Below are 16,395 nucleotides of genomic sequence, written 5' to 3' on the forward strand. Positions count from 1 at the left end.
TGAAGGCAGGTTATGGATTATTAAGGGAAAACCGCTTGCCTTTGACTCCCGGCGATGTTTGAATCGCGTTATGCGCCCGGGGACCCGTTTTTTCGCCAGTTTCGCCGCTGCCGCAGGCTGGTGCCTGGCGGCGCAGACGGCGTTTGCCGGGCAGGTGCAGTCGGTCTCGCTCGACAACGGCGCCACCGGCACCCGCGCCGAGATCCGTCTGCAGGGCAGCGGTGGCTTCAGCACGCTGTCGCTGGCCAATCCCAATCGCCTGGTCGTCGATCTTCCCGATTCCTCCGCTGCCAAGGGCCTGAAGCTGCCGGCCGGCGGCGGCGTGGTCAGCGCAGTGCGCACCGGCCATCCGGTGCCGGGCACCTTGCGCATCGTGTTCGACCTGAGCAGTTCGGTGGTGGCGTTCAAGCCGCAGATGCAGACCATCGGCGGCAGTTCGGTGCTGGTGATCGAGTGGCCGGGCGAGGCCCCGGCGGGCAAGGCGGTCGCCGCCGACGCGCCGGCAACCGTGGCCCCGCTGCCGCAGGCCGCGCCTGTCGCAGCGCCCGAGCCGGTAGTGGATGCGCGCGCCGAAGCCGCACGCGCGACCGCGGCACTGACCTCGTCGGTGGTGCAGCGTGCCAGCCAGCCTGCGCCGGCTCCGGCGCCGCCGCCTGCCGCGCCCGCGCCAGCCCCGACCGTCGTTGCCTCTGCGCCGAGCGTTGCTGCCGCGGCGGCCGGCCGTCCTGTGCCCGGCGTTGTGCCGACGCCTGCGCCTGCGACAGTCGCGCCGCCGGCGAACGCGCCGTCCGAGCGTGACGACGCGGACGACGATGCGGCGGTGGCTGCTGCCGCCGAAGCACGGCCGGTGATGCCGAGCGCGGCCTCGCGGGTGAAGATGGCGCCCGGCATGCGTCCGCTGATCGTGGCCATCGATCCCGGCCATGGCGGCCAGGATCCCGGCGCCAGCGGTCCGACCGGCAAGCACGAGAAGGACGTGACCCTGGCGATCGGCCGCGAACTGGCGCGCCAGATCAACGCCACGCCGGGCATGAAGGCCTACATGACCCGCACCACCGACGTGTTCATTCCTCTGCCGATGCGCGCGCAGAAGGCGCGTGCGGCCAAGGCCGACATCTTCATCTCGATCCACGCCGACGCAGCCGAGAACCGCAGCGCGACCGGCTCCTCGGTGTACGTGCTGTCGACCAAGGGCGCGTCCTCGCAGCGCGCACGCTGGCTGGCGGACAAGGAAAACGCCGCCGATCTGATCGGTGGCGTGCGCCTGCAGAAGACCGACAGCACCCTGGCCAACGTCTTGCTGGACCTGGCCCAGAGCGGCCACATGAAGGCCTCCGAAGATGCGGCTGGGCATGTGCTGGGCGGGCTGAAGCGGATCGGCAACAACCACAAGCCCGAGATCGAGCGCGCGAACTTCGCGGTGCTGCGCACCTCGGACATGCCGGCGATGCTGGTCGAGACCGCCTTCATCTCCAACCCGGACGAAGAACGCCGGCTGACCGATCCGGCCTACCAGCGCCGCATCGCCGGTGCCGTGCTCGACGGCGTCAGCACCTTCTTCACCCGGCAGCCGCCGCCGGGCACGCTGTTCGCCGCGCGCGCGCAGGCCGAGGCGGAAGCGGCCAGCACGGTGGCCGGCGGCAGCCGCTGAGGCGCTATCATTAACGGCTGATCCTCGATGACGGCGTCCGCGCCGCGAGCCGTGCCGATGTTCTTTGCCTGCTGTCGTTTCCCTCCCGCCAATTCCTGTGCGCGCCTGCGCATGCATGGAGCGAAGACGGCATGAGCATCCGGCAGCTGCCCGAGATCCTGATCAACCAGATCGCCGCCGGCGAAGTGGTCGAGCGGCCGGCTTCGGTGGTCAAGGAACTGGTGGAGAACGCGCTGGACGCCGGCGCGCACCGCGTCGACATCGATCTGGAAGAAGGCGGCGTGCGCCTGATCCGCATCCGCGACGACGGTGGCGGTATCGCGCCCGAGGAACTGCCACTGGCCATCTCGCGGCACGCGACCAGCAAGATCGCCTCGCTGGACGACCTGGAATCGGTGGGCACGCTCGGATTCCGTGGCGAAGCGTTGCCGTCGATCGCCTCGGTCAGCCGCTTCACCCTGGCCTCGCGCCGATCCGGAGACGAACACGGCGCTGCCCTGCAGGTCGACGGCGGCAAGGTCGGCGAGGTGCAGCCGCGCGCATTGCCGCCGGGCACCCTGGTCGAGGTCCGCGAGCTGTTCTACAACGTGCCGGCGCGGCGCAAATTCCTGCGTGCCGAGCGCACCGAACTGGGCCACATCGAGGAGTGGCTGCGTTCGCTGGCGCTGGCGCGCCCGGACGTGGAGCTGCGCGTCTCGCACAACGGCAAGCCGTCGCGGCGCTACAAGCCGGGCGATCTGTACTCGGACGCGCGCCTGGGCGAGACCTTGGGCGAAGACTTCGCAAAGCAGGCGCTGCGCGTGGACCACAGCGGTGCCGGCCTGCGCCTGCATGGCTGGATCGCGCAGCCGCATTACTCGCGCGCCAGCGCCGACCAGCAATACCTCTACGTCAACGGCCGCTCGGTGCGCGATCGCAGTGTCGCTCATGCGGTGAAGATGGCCTACGGCGATGTGCTGTTCCATGGCCGCCAGCCGGCTTATGTGCTGTTCCTGGAACTGGAACCGGCGCGGGTGGACGTCAACGTGCATCCGGCCAAGCACGAGGTGCGTTTCCGCGATGCGCGGCTGATCCATGATTTCGTCTACCGCACGCTGCAGGATGCGCTGGCGCAGACCCGTGCCGGCAGCCTGCCCGGCGCGATCGGCGCCGACGCCGCGCTGCCGCCGCCAGCCGCGGGTACTGCGGCCTGGGCGGGCACAGGCGCGCCGAACAGTGGCGGTGGTGGTGGTGGTGGTGGTGGCGGGCAGGGCTACGGTTACGGCGCGCAGTGGCGCCCGGCGCAATCGCCGTTGGGCTTGCGCGTGGAAGAGGCGCCTGCAGCGTACGCGGCGCTGTACGCGCCCACCGCCGATGCGGGAAGCGCCGCAGGCCTGCCGCGGCAGACCCAGGACCCGGCCGGCGGCCTGCCGCCGACTGCCGCCGACAGCGGCGTGCCGCCGCTCGGCTACGCCATCGCGCAATTGCACGGCATCTACATCCTGGCCGAGAACGCCGACGGCCTGATCGTGGTCGACATGCACGCCGCGCACGAACGCATCGGCTACGAGCGCCTGAAGACCGCGCACGACGGCATCGGCCTGCATGCGCAGCCGCTGCTGGTGCCGATCACCCTGGCAGTCGGCGAACGCGATGCCGACACTGCCGAGCGCGAGGCGGAGACGCTGGCCGCGCTCGGGTTCGAGATCACCCGCAGCGGACCGCAATCGCTGCACGTGCGCAGCATTCCCGCGCTGCTGGCGCAGGCCGAGCCGGAGGCCTTGCTGCGCGACGTGCTCACCGACCTGCGCGAACACGGCCACAGCGGTCGTGTCGCCGGCGCGCGCGATGCGCTGCTGTCGACCATGGCCTGCCACGGCGCGGTGCGCGCCAACCGCCGCCTCACCATTCCGGAAATGAACGCACTGCTGCGCGACATGGAAGCCACCGAGCGCTCCGGACAATGCAATCATGGGCGTCCGACCTGGGCGCGGTTCACCCTGGGCGAGATCGATCGTTGGTTCCTGCGGGGGCGGTGATGGACAAGCGGATGTGGACGGCGGCGCTGCTGGCGGCGCTCGTCGCCTTGAGTGGCTGCGGCAAGCAGGCGCCGGCACCGGCCGCGCCGAAGGCGATGGACGCGCGCTTCGTGGCCGACGAACAGGCCTGGCGCGCGCAGCGCCAGCGCGAACTGCAGGCGCCGGACGGCTGGACCAGCCTGGTCGGCCTGCACTGGCTGGAATTGAAGGAGCACTACATCGGCAGCGGCCCGGACAGCGGCATCCGCCTGGCGGTGGGGCCGGCGCGGATGGCGCTGGTGTCGCAGGCGCAGCGCGAGGTGTACCTGACCCCCGAGCGCGGCGCCGCCCTCAGCGTCGCCGGCGCGCCGGTGCAGGGGCGGATCCGCGTGTACAGTGACCACGATCCGCTGCCGACGGTGATCGACTTCGACGACGGCAAGGGCAAGCTCAGCCTGATCGAACGTGGCGGCCGTTATGCGCTGCGGGTCAAGCACGCCGATGCGCCGACCCGGCTCGGTTTCGCAGGCGTGCCGTACTGGCCGCTGACCGAATCCTGGCGCGTGCGCGGGCGTTTCGTGCCCAATCCGCCGGGCACGACCCTGCCCATCGTCGACATCATCGGCGTCACCACGCCATCGCCGAATCCCGGCGCGCTGGAGTTCGAGCGCGGCGGCAAGCGCTACCGCCTGCAGGCGATCGGCGAACCCGGCCAGCCGCTGTTCGTGGTGTTCGCCGACCGCACCAGCGGTCGCGGCAGCTACCCCGCCGGGCGCTTCCTGGACGTGGACCCGCCCGCGGCCGACGGCAGCGTGGTGCTGGATTTCAACCGCGCCTACGACCCGCCGTGCGCGTTCACCCCCTTCGCCACCTGTCCGTTGCCGCCGCCGGAGAACCGCCTCGACCTGGCGGTGGATGCCGGCGAGAAGGCCTACGCCGCCGCCCATTGACCCGAGGATGCCGATGACCCCGTTCCCGCGCCTGTTGCGCCGCCTGCTGCTGGGCCTGTCGCTGTGCCTGGTGCTGCCGGCACTGGCCCGCACGCCGCCGCCGGTGGCCGCGACGCCTGTCGCGCCCGCCGCCGCAGCGCCCACGGTGGTGCCGCCCACGCCGCTGTTGTGGAAGGTCAGCGGCCCGCGCGGCACGCTATACCTGCTGGGCTCGTTCCACATGCTCAAGGCCGATGACTATCCGCTGGCGCGCGAAGTCGATGCGGCCTACGCAGCGTCGCCGCGGCTGCTGTTCGAACTGGCGCCGAAGGACGTGGACGCGCCGCAACTGGGTGCGCAGATGCTGCAGGCGGCGCAACGCCACGACGGCAAGCGGCTGCAGGACGATCTGGACCCGGCGACCTGGGAGCGGCTGCGCCGCTATGCCGCCGGCCACGGCCTGCCGCTGGCGCAGATGAGCGGCTTCGAGCCGTGGTTCGTCGGCCTCAGCATCAGCATCGCCGACATGAAGGCGCAGGGCCTGGAGGCCGATGCCGGGCTGGATCGTCATTTCATGACACTGGCCTTGCAGGACGGCAAGAGTGCCGAGGGCCTGGAGACCGCGCAGGCGCAGATCGACCTGCTCGACGGCATGGACCCGGTGGAGCAGAAGCAGATGCTGACCGAGGCGCTGGACGACGCCGAGCAGGGCGCCGCGCAGACCCTGCGCCTGCACGACGCCTGGCGCCGCGGCGACGAGCGCCAGCTGTGGCAGGAGATCGGCGCGCAGATGAAGCGCGACTACCCGCGGCTGTACCAGCGCATCGACGTGGAGCGCAACCAGGCCTGGCTGCCGCGCCTGGAGCAGCGCCTGAAGGACGGCGGCGGCGACACTCTGGTGGTGGTGGGTGCGCTGCACCTGCTCGGGCCGGACGGCGTGGTCGACGGCCTGCGCGCGCGCGGCTACAAGGTCGAGCGGATCTGCGGGAACTGCAAGCCGGCGAAGTCGCGCTGACACACGCCTGCGAGGCTTCGCCCGTACCCTCATCCGCCCCTTCGGGGCACCTTCCCCCCAAAAGGGGGCCGTGGTCCCGATGGGAGAAGGGAGAAGCTGGAGCCCCTCTCCCGCCGGGAGAGGGGTTGGGGTGAGGGTAGGGGCGCGAAGCGCTCCGTCGAATCAAATCCGTGAGGCTTCGCCCGTACCCTCATCCGCCCCTTCGGGGCACCTTCCCCCAATGGGAGAAGGGAGAAGCTGGAGCCCCTCTCCCACCGGGAGAGGGGTTGGGGTGAGGGTAAGGGCGCGAAGCGCTCCGTCGAATCAAATCCGCGATGCTTCGCCCGTACCTCATCCGCCCCTTCGGGGCACCTTCCCCCCAAAAGGGGGCCGTGGTCCCAATGGGAGAAGGGAGAAGCTGGAGCCCCTCTCCCGCCGGGAGAGGGTTGGGGTGAGGGTAAGGCGCGAAGCGCTCCGTCGAATCAAATCCGCGAGGCTTCGCCCGTACCCTCATCCGCCCCTTCGGGGCACCTTCCCCCCCAAAAGGGGGCCGTGGTCCCAATGGGAGAAGGGAGAAGCTGGAGCCCCTCTCCCGCCGGGAGAGGGGGTGGGGTGGGGGTAGGGGCGCGAAGCGCCCCGCCGAACCTCACCAGATCGCAATCCTCAGCGCGGACGCGACTTCGGTGCGGCGCCCGCCGGCGGTTCGCCAGGCTTGCCGGTGCCCGCGCCAGCGGCTGGGCGACCGAAGCCGGCGCCGAGGTTGCGCTGGAATTCCTGCCACAGCTCCAGGTTGCGCTCGGTGAGCTGGTTCATCATGGTCCACGGGGTCTGCCCCAGCAGATTGCCCATCTGCTGGCGGAACTGCTGCTGCTGGTCGAGGAACACCTGCATGCTGCGCTCCAGGTAGTTGCCCATGAAGCCCTGCAGCGAGTCGCCGTAGAAGCGGATGATCTGGCTGAGCAACTGCGTGGACAGCATCGGTTCGCCGTCCTGTTCCTGGTCGGCGATGATCTGCAGCAGCACTGCGCGGCTGAGGTCTTCGCCGGTCTTGGCGTCGCGGACTTCGAATTCCTCGCCGTCGATGATCAGCTGGCGGACGTCTTCGATGGTGATGTAACTGGAGATCTCGGTGTCGTAGAGGCGGCGATTGGGATACTTCTTGATGATGCGAATCTCAGCCATGAAGCGATCGCTCTGTGACGGTAGGCGCGCAGCATGGCGCAGCGCAGCAGGGCTTGCAACCGCCGAAAGTACCTGAACACGCGGGTGCAGCAAAAAAATCATGCTGCGCAGCATTCGCAGCGCAGCAAAAGTCCACAGGCCGCCGTGGCGGCCAATGCGGGATAGCGTTACCTCGCGCGAAAGCCGCCGCCTGAGCGATTCAGCCGCTCACCACCCCATGTGGTGGCCGCCGTTGATGTCCAGGTTCGAGCCGGTGATCCACGCGGCCTCTTCGGCGACCAGGAACGCCACGGCGTAGGCGATCTCCTCCGGCTTGCCGAGACGCCCGGTGGGGATGTCGGCGGCGATCTTGGCGCGCACTTCCTCCGGCACCGCCATCACCATGTCGGTGGCGACATAGCCCGGCGAGACCGTGTTGACGGTGATGCCGTAGCTGGCGTTCTCGCGTGCCAGGGAAATGGTGAAGCCGTGCATGCCGGCCTTGGCCGCAGCGTAGTTGGCCTGGCCGTACTGGCCCTTGAGACCGTTGATCGAACTGATCTGGATGACACGCCCCCAACGCTTCTGGCGCATGCCCTCGATCACCGGGCGGGTGACGTTGAACACCGAGTTGAGGTTGGTGTTGATGACTTCGTGCCATTGCTCGGCGGTCATCTTGTGGAAGGTGGTGTCGCGGGTGATGCCGGCGTTGTTGACCAGGATCTCGACCGGACCGAGTTGGCGTTCGACCTCACGCACCAGGGTCTGCGCGTGCTCGGGCGAGGCGACGTCGCCGGGCACGATGGCGACGTCGTGGCCACGCTCGCGCATGCGCTGCTGCCAGGCCAGGGCCTTGGCCTGGTCGCGGTAGTTGCTGGCCACGCGGTGGCCCTGCGCGGCCAGCCGCTCGCAGATTGCGGTGCCGATGCCGCCGGTGCCGCCGGTGACCAGCGCAACGCGTGATGTCATGGATGTCGCTCCGGATAGAAATAGTGGGAAAGGACGGCCGCGGCGCGGCCCAGGGTCCGATTCTAGTCAGCCTTGATGTCGCTGGGGATAGCCGGTGCGACTGGCGCCGCATCATCCACGCGTCGGTCCTGCGCCGGCAACCGCGCCGGGTCGAAGGCGCGCAGCGCGGCGGCCAGCAGCGCCGGCACCGACCCGGCGCCGGCCAACGCTGCCGGCGGCTGGCCCAGCGTCGCCCAGACCAGGCGCAGCGCCGGCAGCGGGTCGGCATCGTCCAGCGGCAGCGCCGCGTGCGACTTGGACAGCTTGCGGCCATCGGCGTCGAGCAGCAGCGGCAGGTGCAGGTAGCGCGGCGTGGGCAGGCCCAGCGCACGCTGCAGCAGGATCTGCCGCGGCGTGGAGTCCAGCAGGTCGGCGCCGCGCACCACGTCGGTGATGCCTTGCGCGGCATCGTCGACCACCACGGCCAGTTGGTACGCCCAGCAGCCGTCGGCGCGCAGCAACACCACATCGCCGACCTCGGCATGGACGTCCTGGGCCAGCCGGCCGCGCACCGCGTCGTCGAAGGCCACCACGCTGGCCGTACCGGGCGGCACGCGCAGACGGATGGCCGGCTGTGCGCGTGGCGCGTCGGTGACGCAAGCGTGGTGCACGCCCCCCTGCGCCGCCAGGGCGCTGCGGCTGCAACTGCAGGGGAAGGCGAGGCCGGCCTGCAGCAGCCGCTGCAGGGCGTCGCGGTAGATCGGATCGCGCTCGCTCTGCCGCAGCACCGGTCCGTCGGCCTCCAGGCCGCAGGCGCGCAGGCTCGCCAGTTGCCGTTCGGCGGCGTCGGGCACGCTGCGCGGGCGGTCCACGTCCTCGATGCGCAGCAACCACTGGCCGCAGGCGTGGCGGGCGAGCAACCAACTGCCGAAGGCGGCGAGCAGCGAACCCAGGTGCAGCGGGCCGGTGGGCGAGGGCGCGAAGCGGCCGCGGTAGGGAGGCGGGGACATGGACAAGCTGAATCCTCGGTCAGGTACGCGCTTGAATTCAAGCGGCCGACACCGCAGATTCGAGCCAATCCTTCCATTTAATCTGTGCGGAGCCCACGCTCACATGTTCAATCGTATCGTCCTGTTCCTCATCACCAACCTGGCGGTGCTGGTGCTGGCCGGCATTGTCATGTCCGTGTTCGGGGTCAACCCCAACCAGATGGGCGGCCTGCTGGTGATGGCCGCGATCTTCGGCTTCGGCGGCTCGCTGGTGTCGCTGCTGCTGTCCAAGTTCATGGCCAAGCGCGCCACCGGTGCGCAGGTGATCACCGAGCCGCGCAACCACACCGAGCGCTGGTTGCTGCAGACCGTGCAGCGCCAGGCGCAGGCCGCCGGCATCGGCATGCCCGAGGTCGCCGTGTACGACGGCCCGGAGATCAATGCCTTCGCCACCGGCGCCAACCGCAACAATGCGCTGGTCGCCGTTTCCACCGGCCTGCTGCAGAACATGACCGAGGACGAGGCCGAGGCGGTGCTGGGCCATGAAATCAGCCACATCGCCAACGGCGACATGGTGACCATGGCATTGCTGCAGGGCGTGCTCAACACCTTCGTGATCGTGCTGGCGCGCGTGGTCGGTGGCGTGGTCGACAGCTACCTGTCCGGCAACCGCGATGGCCGCCGCGGCCTGGCCTACTACGCGATCGTGATGGTGCTGGAGCTGGTGTTCGGCCTGTTCGCGACGATGATCGCGATGTGGTTCTCGCGCTACCGCGAGTTCCGCGCCGACGCCGGCGGCGCCAGCCTGGCCGGCCGCGCCAAGATGATCGCGGCGCTGCAGCGGCTGGAACTCAACCATGGCCAGAGCACCTTGCCGTCGCAGGTGCAGGCCTTCGGCATCGCCGGTGGCCTGGGCCAGGGCCTGCGCAAGCTGTTCATGAGCCACCCGCCGCTGTCCGAGCGCATCGCCACCCTGCGCGCCTCGCACGTCAACGCGACGGTGAGCTGATAGTTCGCTAGATCGACACGCCGGCCGGCGGAGCGCAGGCTCCGCCGGCCGTTGCTTTTGCGAATCCCCAATCCCCAATCCCCAATCCCGAATCGCGGCCCCTCAGGCAAAATCGAACGTCATCCCCGGCGCTGCCAGGCCGACGAATTCGCCCTGCACGTAGTCGACGCCAGCGCTGAACAGCAGGCTCATCGAGGTCGCGTCGGACACGAACTCGGCGATGGTGCGGATGCTCGCCGACTGCGCGCGCGCGGTGATCTCGCGGATCTTGTCCTGGTGTTCGCGGGTCTGGGTCAGGTCCTGGGTGAAGCCGCGGTCCAGCTTCAGGAACGAGGGCTGGAAGTGCGCCAGCAGCTGGAACGAATCCAGGCCGGAGCCGAACTGTTCCAGCCCGACCTTGCAGTCCAGGGCGGTGGCGTCGGCCAGGAATTGCTGGGCGTTGCGCAGATGCGTGAACACCTTGGCTTCCGGCGTCTGCAGCCACAGGCGGTCGCCGGGCACGCCGTGCGTCGCCAGTTCGCGCCGGATCAGGTCGACCATCTGCGTGTCGGCGAAGGCCTCCGGGCTGACCTTGACCAACAGGCTGGTGGCGTGGCCGGCGCGCTGGCGCTCGCCGATCACGGCGATCGCACGAGAGACCACCCAGCGGTCGATCTCGGCGGTCAGGCCATGCTCGGCGGCGATGCCGAGGAAGGTCGACGGGCCGATCAGTTCGTCGTTGCGCTCCAGGCGCAGGTAGGCCTCGTACAGCTCGTGCTGGTCGCCCTGCAGGTTCAGCACCGGCTGGTAGTGCAGCAGGAAGCCGTCGCCGGCCAGGGCCTCGCGCAGGTGCTGGACCCAGCGCTGTACGCGCTCCTCTTCGAGGCGATCGGCCGCGCCCGGGTCGAAGATCTTGCAGGCGTTGCCGCCCAGTTCCACGGTCGCCTGCACGTTCTCGCTGGCGCGGGCCAGGACCTGGCCGACGCTGGCGATCTTCTCGCCGATCTGCACGCCGCCGATGCTGACGGTGACCGTGGCCGAGCGCTCGCCGACGCTGAACACCTGGCTGGCGTAGGCCTGCAGCAGGCGCTCGGCCAGCGCCGCGGTGCGCGCGTAGTCGCCTTCCAGCAGCAGGGCGAAGTTGTGCTCGCCGAAGCGCGCCGCCTGTACGTCGCCGTCGATGGCCGCGGCCAGGTGCTGGGCCAATGCGGCGACCAGCGCGTCGGCCGAGTCCAGGCCGATGTCGGCCAGCAGCCGCGCGTAATGATCCGGTTCGACCAGCAGGAAGCCGTACTGGCCCTCTCCGCGGCCGACCTGGGCCACCGCGGTTTCCAGCGCCAGCATGAAGGTCGGGCGGTTGAGCAGACCGGTGACCTGGTCGCGCTGGCGCAGGTCCTCGACCTCGCGCGCCAGTTCCGGGTCGAACTCCTCGCGGCGGCGGAACACCACCTGCACGCAGGCCTCGCCCTCGTAGCTGGCGGTGGCGAATTCCATCGTCGCCGGAAAGCTGTCGCCTTCCAGGGTACGCGCGTCCACCTGGTACTGCGCCGGCGGCGGCTCGCCCTTGCTCAGCGACTTCAGCACCTGCTTGAAACCTTCCACGTGTTGCGGGGCGACCATGTCCAGCAGCGACACGCCTTCGACGTCGTCGAACGACTCGAACCCGAACATCTCCAGGTAGGCGTCGTTGGCGCGGATGTGCATGCCCTCGTGGATGTAGGCGATCGGATCGCGCGAGGAGGCGATCAGTGCGTCGCAGCGGCGCTCGGTCTCGCGCATCTGCGCCTCGATCCGGCGCAGGCCGCGCCGCGCCTGCAGGTCGGCCCAGGTGGTGCGGACCACCGCCAGCAAGTGCTCGGGCCGCTGCCGCAGCGCGATCGCGCGCGCGCCGCCCGCCACGGCCTCCAGCCATTCCTGTTCGTCGATGCGCTCGGCCAGCACGATGACCGGGATGTCCTTGCCGCTGGCGGCGACCCGTTGCAGCACCTGCGGCAGGGGGATCGACTGGGCCTGTGCGCTGAGCACCAGGTCGATCGGCTGCGCGGCCAGCATCGCCGACAACTCCTCGGCGTGCTGCGGCCGCGACGGGCGCACCGCGATGCCGCTGTTGCGCAGGCTGCTGACGATCGCCTCGGCGTCTTCGCCGCTGTCGTCGACGATCATCAGGCGGAGGGTGATGTCTTTGCCTGTGTGCATGAAGCCTCCCGGGGACGGGGTTTAATACACGATGCCCGCTGTCGCGTCCATGTTGTTCGGGAATGGGGAATCGGGAATGGGGAGTCGCAAGAGCGGGCTATTGTGTCTGAACGTTCGCGGGCGGACCGGGACGCGCTCGCAACGAGCGGTGTTTCGATTCCCCATTCCCGATTCCCCATTCCCGGCCGCTAGGCCGCCAAACCAGCCGCATGGCCCGAGGCCCAGGCCCACTGGAAGTTGTAGCCGCCCAGCCAGCCGGTGACGTCGAGCACTTCGCCGACGAAGTACAGGCCGGGTACGCGTCGCGATTCCATGGTCGAGGACGACACCTGGTCGGTGTCCACGCCGCCCAGGGTGACTTCGGCGGTGCGGTAGCCCTCGGTGCCGCTGGCCACCAGCGGCCAGGCGCCGAGCAGCTCGGCGGCGGCGCGCAGCTGTGGCTCGTCCAGCTGGCGCACCGGCTTGTCCGGCAGCCACACCTCGCACAGGCGTTGTGCGAAGCGGCGCGGCAGTGCCTCGCCGAGTACCGTGCGCAACTCGGCGGCGCCGCGCAGGCGTTTCTGTTCGCGCAGCCAGGTCGCCGCGTCCTGCCCCGGCAACAGGTCCAGGCGCAGGTCGTCGCCCGGTTGCCAGTACGAGGAGATCTGCAGGATCGCCGGGCCGCTGACGCCGCGGTGGGTGATCAGCATGAAGTTGCGGAAGCGCGCACCGTTGCAACTGGCCTCCACCGGCAGCGCCAGGCCGGACAGGTCGTGCAGGCGTTCCTGGTGCTTGCCGCTCAGGGTCAGCGGCACCAGCCCGGCGCGGGTCGGGAGCACGGCGTGGCCGAACTGCCGCGCCAGGTCGTAGCCGAAGCCGCTGGCGCCGAGGCTGGGGATGGACAGGCCGCCGGTCGCTACCACCAGCGAGGCCGCATGCACCGGGCCATCGTCGGTGTCCAGGCGGAACCCCTCGCTGCCGCGTTCCACCGCGCGCACGCTGCAGTCGGTGCGCACCGTCACCCCCGCCGCGGCGCACTCGTCCACCAGCATGCGCACGATCTGCTTGGAGGACACGTCGCAGAACAACTGCCCCAGTTCCTTCTCGTGGTAGGCGATGTGGTGGCGTTCGACCAGATCGATGAAATCGGCCGGGCGGTAGCGGGCCAGCGCCGATTTGCAGAAGTGCGGATTGGCGGACAGGAAGTTGCCCGGCCCGGTGCCGGTATTGGTGAAGTTGCAGCGGCCGCCGCCGGACATCAGGATCTTCTTGCCGACCTTGTTGGCATGGTCGATCACCCGCACCCGGCGCCCGCGCTGGCCGGCGGCGATCGCGCACATCAGCCCGGCGGCGCCGGCGCCGAGTACCACGACATCGGTGCGGAGGGGGGCGGTCCCGGCGCTCATGCCGCGGCTTTGCGCACCGTGGGGGTGAAGGCGAAGCTGCCGCTGTCGCCCAGCCACTGCACCTCGCCGTCCTGGATCACCACGTCGAAGCGCATGCTGCGCTGGATCAGCTCGGCCGCCGCAGCGACGGCGTCGGCCGGCAGGTCGATCACCTGTACCGGCTTGAGCTTGATCAGCGCGGACGCGTTCTTGTCCCACCAGATGTCCGCGACGCGGCCGCCGTAGTTGGCCACCACCACCGAGCGCGCCCGGCCGCAGGCCTTGCGTACCCGCGACTCGTCGGGCTGGCCGACCTCGATCCATTGCTCGATCGCGCCGGTGTAGTCCATCCGCCACAGGTCGGGTTCGTCGTCGCTGCTCAGGCCCTTGCCGAACAGCAGGCGCTCCTCGGCGTACAGGGCGAAGGTCAGCAGGCGCGCCATCAGCCGCTGATCGGTTTCGGACGGGTGTTGCGCCAGGGTCAGGGAATGGGCGGCGTAGTAGCCGCGGTCCATGTCGGAAATCTGCAGCTCCGCCTTGCGGAGGGTGGCGGTGAGGGCCATGCGGCTACCGGGATCGAGGGCGCACTAGGATACGGTGTGGGGCCGCCGCTGGCCGGGGACTTGTGGGGAAGCGGGAGAATCGAGGCCGGGGGGGCGCGTGTCCGACCCGGGGCCGGGGTGGGGGGAGGGGGAGCCACAGCCACCTCCGGCGTGGTCGCAGGCTCAGTCGCCGTTGTCCGGTCCAGGGCGGATTTGCGCAGTTTCCGCGGATCGGCAGGCGGATCGGCAGCGCCGGCGTTAACTTTAGGGTGGGGTTCAGCTTCCTTGTGGTGGATCCCGGTTTGTCTACACAAACATGTCGCTTTTTGATCACGACCCGCGTATGGTGGCCCCACTGTGTTTGCTAGAGTCACCGTGAATCGTGGCTTGGTGCAGTAGATCTCACGATCCACTTCATCGTTCCGCTCGCTTTACTAACGCCTGCAACTCAGTCTCGGCCTCGATTTCCGATGGCTGCGATTTCTTCAATTCAATGTTTCAGGAGTTAGCAAATGTCTGAGCGTCAGAACGGTACCGTGAAGTGGTTCAACGATGCCAAGGGCTTCGGCTTCATCACCCCGGAAAGCGGCCCGGACCTGTTCGTGCATTTCCGCGCGATCCAGGGCACCGGCTTCAAGTCGCTGCAGGAAGGCCAGAAGGTGACCTTCGTCGCCGTGCAGGGCCAGAAGGGTATGCAGGCTGACCAGGTGCAGGCCGTCTAAGGACGTCTGCCACCGCAAGGTGCCGAACGCCGGGAGCGCAAGCTTCCGGCGTTTTTGTTTGGGCGTTTCTTTTTCGGACAGCGGGTTCCCGCTGATCGCGGCGCCGTCGCCATGGCGCCAGATGCAGCGACCATGCCCTGCATGCGCGGGTTCACACCTGCATCCGGCTACCATGGCGGCCCCCGAGCTCCGGAGCCGTCGCCATGATCACCGTGCATCACCTCAACCAGTCCCGGTCGCAGCGCGTGCTGTGGTTGCTGGAGGAACTGGCGCTGCCGTACCAGGTGATCAAGTACCAGCGCGATCCCAAGACCATGCTGGCGCCGCCGGAGTTGCGCGCGATCCATCCGCTGGGCAAGTCGCCGGTGCTGGTGGACGACGGTCACGTCCTCGCCGAGTCCGGGGCCATCCTCGACTATCTGGTGGACCGCTACGACACCGGCAGCACGCTATCGCCGGCGCCGCAGCCGCTGGATTCGCCCGAGCGCCTGCGCTACCGCTACTGGATGCACTACGCCGAGGGGTCGGCGATGCCGCCGCTGCTGATGAGCCTGGTGTTCGGGCGGATCCGCTCGGCGAAGATGCCGTTCTTCGCGCGGCCGATCGCCAAGGCCATCGTCGACAAGGCGATGCATGGTTTCGTCGGTCCGCAGGTGCGCCTGCACCTGGACTGGATGGAGCGCGAACTGGCCGAGACCGGCTGGTTCGCCGGCGACCGCTTCACCGCCGCGGACGTGCAGATGAGCTTCCCGGTGCAGGCCGCCGCGGCGCGCATCGGCCTGCAGACGCATCCGAACCTGGCCGGGTTCGTGCAGCGGATCGAGCAGCGCCCCGCCTATCAGCGCGCGCTGCAGCAGGGTGGTCCATTCGAACTGCTCGGCAGCGCGGACGGCTGAGTTCCGTCCGCATCGTCCGGGTCAGCGGGCGGCGGGACGTGCCGGGCAGGCACGCACGAAGGCGATGCTGTCGGCCATGACCGGCAGCGCCGGGTCGTCCTTGCGCAGCGCCAGCACCAGGCGCATGTGGCCGACGCCGGGATAGGTCTTCAGTTCGGCCGGTACCCCGGCGCGCTCCAGCGCGGCCTGCAGCGACTGGCTGTTGTGCGGCTCCACCACGGTGTCGGCGTCGCCGTGCAGCAGCAGCGCCGGCGGCTCGTCGCCGTCGACGAAGTTCACCGGCTGCGAGCGCCGCTGTTGCGCCGGGTCCTGGCCGAACATGCCGATCAGGTCCGGGTCGGTCAGCGGCAGGAAGTCGTAGGGGCCGGCCAGCCCGACCAGGCCGCACAATTGCCGCGGCGACAGGCCCTGCGCCTGAAGCCAATGAGCGTCGGTGGCCAGCAGCGCGGCGATGTGCGCGCCGGCGGAGTGGCCCATCAGCACCAGCCGTTGCGGATCGCCGCCGTAGTCGGCGGCATGGCGCTGGCTCCAGGCCACCGCCGTGGCGGCATCGCGCATGAAGCCGTCCAGGGTCACCTGCGGATACTTGCGGTAGTCCGGCACGATCGCGACCACGCCGTGCCGCGCCAGCGCTTCGCCGGCCCAGCGGTAGTTCTGGCGGTCGCCGGTCTTCCAGGTACCGCCGTGGAAGAACACCACCACCGGCGCGTGCTCCACCCCGGCGGGGCGATACACGTCCAGTGCCAGGCCATGCGCCGCGTCGTAGACGATCCCGCGTTGCTCGTGGAGGCCATGCCGCGAGGAACTGGCGTTGAGGCCGCCGAAGAACAGGCTGCTGCAGGCCGAGACCAGCAGCGAGGACAGGGCGATCAGGGCGTTGCGGGGCCAGCGGGGCGAAGACGGTCGGTCGGACATGGGCGATCCCTGAGAGGAGCGCGGAGCATGCCGGATGCCCATGTCGGCGGCGAGTGGAGGTGGGGCGGGGAGTGAGGATTAGGCAGTGGGGATTGGTGGAAGC

The 16,395-nt window shown here is 69.5% G+C and carries 14 protein-coding genes; 7 read left to right on the forward strand and 7 right to left on the reverse strand.

The annotated features are described in order from the left end of the window. Window positions 1–70 precede the first annotated feature (70 nt). From ACHWVH_RS09075 to ACHWVH_RS09090, 4 genes are all read left to right on the forward strand, one after another. A complete protein-coding gene (locus ACHWVH_RS09075; RefSeq protein WP_394687021.1) occupies window positions 71–1,651 on the forward strand; it encodes an N-acetylmuramoyl-L-alanine amidase in 1,581 nt (526 codons plus the stop codon). A 131-nt stretch (window positions 1,652–1,782) separates the two neighbouring features. After that, window positions 1,783–3,669 carry a DNA mismatch repair endonuclease MutL gene (mutL, locus tag ACHWVH_RS09080; protein ID WP_394687022.1) on the forward strand — a complete coding sequence of 629 codons (1,887 nt, stop codon included), beginning with the start codon at window positions 1,783–1,785 and terminating at the stop codon, window positions 3,667–3,669. Next, window positions 3,669–4,598: a DUF1684 domain-containing protein gene (locus ACHWVH_RS09085; RefSeq protein WP_394687023.1), complete on the forward strand. Its 930-nt coding sequence runs from the start codon at window positions 3,669–3,671 to the stop codon at window positions 4,596–4,598. Before mutL ends, ACHWVH_RS09085 begins: the two co-directional genes overlap by 1 nt. A gap of 13 nt (window positions 4,599–4,611) precedes the next feature. Then, entirely contained in the window at window positions 4,612–5,592 is a 981-nt protein-coding gene (locus ACHWVH_RS09090) for a TraB/GumN family protein (protein WP_152244385.1), read from the forward strand. Window positions 5,593–6,234: 642 nt separating this feature from the next. On the opposite strand, the gene phaR is transcribed toward ACHWVH_RS09090, so the two are convergent. The 3 genes from phaR to gluQRS form a co-directional block, all read right to left on the reverse strand. Further along, a complete protein-coding gene (gene phaR / locus ACHWVH_RS09095) occupies window positions 6,235–6,753 on the reverse strand; it encodes a polyhydroxyalkanoate synthesis repressor PhaR (RefSeq protein WP_017909334.1) in 519 nt (172 codons plus the stop codon). Window positions 6,754–6,960: 207 nt separating this feature from the next. After that, the gene (locus ACHWVH_RS09100) at window positions 6,961–7,701 is read right to left on the reverse strand and encodes a beta-ketoacyl-ACP reductase (protein ID WP_017909333.1); all 741 of its coding nucleotides are present in this window, start codon (window positions 7,699–7,701) and stop codon (window positions 6,961–6,963) included. A 62-nt stretch (window positions 7,702–7,763) separates the two neighbouring features. Continuing rightward, window positions 7,764–8,690 (reverse strand): tRNA glutamyl-Q(34) synthetase GluQRS, encoded by a 927-nt coding sequence (gene gluQRS / locus ACHWVH_RS09105; protein WP_394687024.1) that lies wholly within the window; start codon window positions 8,688–8,690, stop codon window positions 7,764–7,766. Window positions 8,691–8,793: 103 nt separating this feature from the next. Here gluQRS and htpX point away from each other — a divergent pair, with 103 nt between their 5' ends. Next, entirely contained in the window at window positions 8,794–9,678 is an 885-nt protein-coding gene (gene htpX, locus ACHWVH_RS09110) for a protease HtpX (protein WP_017909331.1), read from the forward strand. A gap of 102 nt (window positions 9,679–9,780) precedes the next feature. On the opposite strand, the gene ACHWVH_RS09115 is transcribed toward htpX, so the two are convergent. The 3 genes from ACHWVH_RS09115 to ACHWVH_RS09125 all read right to left on the reverse strand — a co-directional run bounded on the left by ACHWVH_RS09115 (window position 9,781) and on the right by ACHWVH_RS09125 (window position 13,780). Continuing rightward, window positions 9,781–11,853, reverse strand: coding sequence for an EAL domain-containing protein (locus tag ACHWVH_RS09115; protein WP_394687025.1), 2,073 nt, complete (start codon window positions 11,851–11,853; stop codon window positions 9,781–9,783). Window positions 11,854–12,041: 188 nt separating this feature from the next. Next, window positions 12,042–13,238, reverse strand: coding sequence for an NAD(P)/FAD-dependent oxidoreductase (locus tag ACHWVH_RS09120; protein ID WP_267117048.1), 1,197 nt, complete (start codon window positions 13,236–13,238; stop codon window positions 12,042–12,044). Beyond that, a complete protein-coding gene (locus ACHWVH_RS09125; RefSeq protein ID WP_267099228.1) occupies window positions 13,235–13,780 on the reverse strand; it encodes a YaeQ family protein in 546 nt (181 codons plus the stop codon). The genes ACHWVH_RS09120 and ACHWVH_RS09125 overlap by 4 nt, the downstream gene beginning before the upstream one ends. Before the next feature lie 491 nt (window positions 13,781–14,271). Here ACHWVH_RS09125 and ACHWVH_RS09130 point away from each other — a divergent pair, with 491 nt between their 5' ends. Then, window positions 14,272–14,481, forward strand: coding sequence for a cold-shock protein (locus tag ACHWVH_RS09130; RefSeq protein ID WP_017909327.1), 210 nt, complete (start codon window positions 14,272–14,274; stop codon window positions 14,479–14,481). A gap of 203 nt (window positions 14,482–14,684) precedes the next feature. Continuing rightward, complete coding sequence (locus tag ACHWVH_RS09135; RefSeq protein ID WP_017909326.1) at window positions 14,685–15,377, forward strand: glutathione S-transferase family protein; 693 nt, start codon at window positions 14,685–14,687, stop codon at window positions 15,375–15,377. A gap of 21 nt (window positions 15,378–15,398) precedes the next feature. Here ACHWVH_RS09135 and ACHWVH_RS09140 read toward each other — a convergent pair whose 3' ends face one another. Next, window positions 15,399–16,292 carry an alpha/beta hydrolase gene (locus tag ACHWVH_RS09140; RefSeq protein WP_394687026.1) on the reverse strand — a complete coding sequence of 298 codons (894 nt, stop codon included), beginning with the start codon at window positions 16,290–16,292 and terminating at the stop codon, window positions 15,399–15,401. Between the last annotated feature and the right edge of the window lie 103 nt (window positions 16,293–16,395).

It is taken from the genome of uncultured Xanthomonas sp., assembly GCF_964278005.1.
Taxonomy (GTDB): domain Bacteria; phylum Pseudomonadota; class Gammaproteobacteria; order Xanthomonadales; family Xanthomonadaceae; genus Xanthomonas_A; species Xanthomonas_A sontii.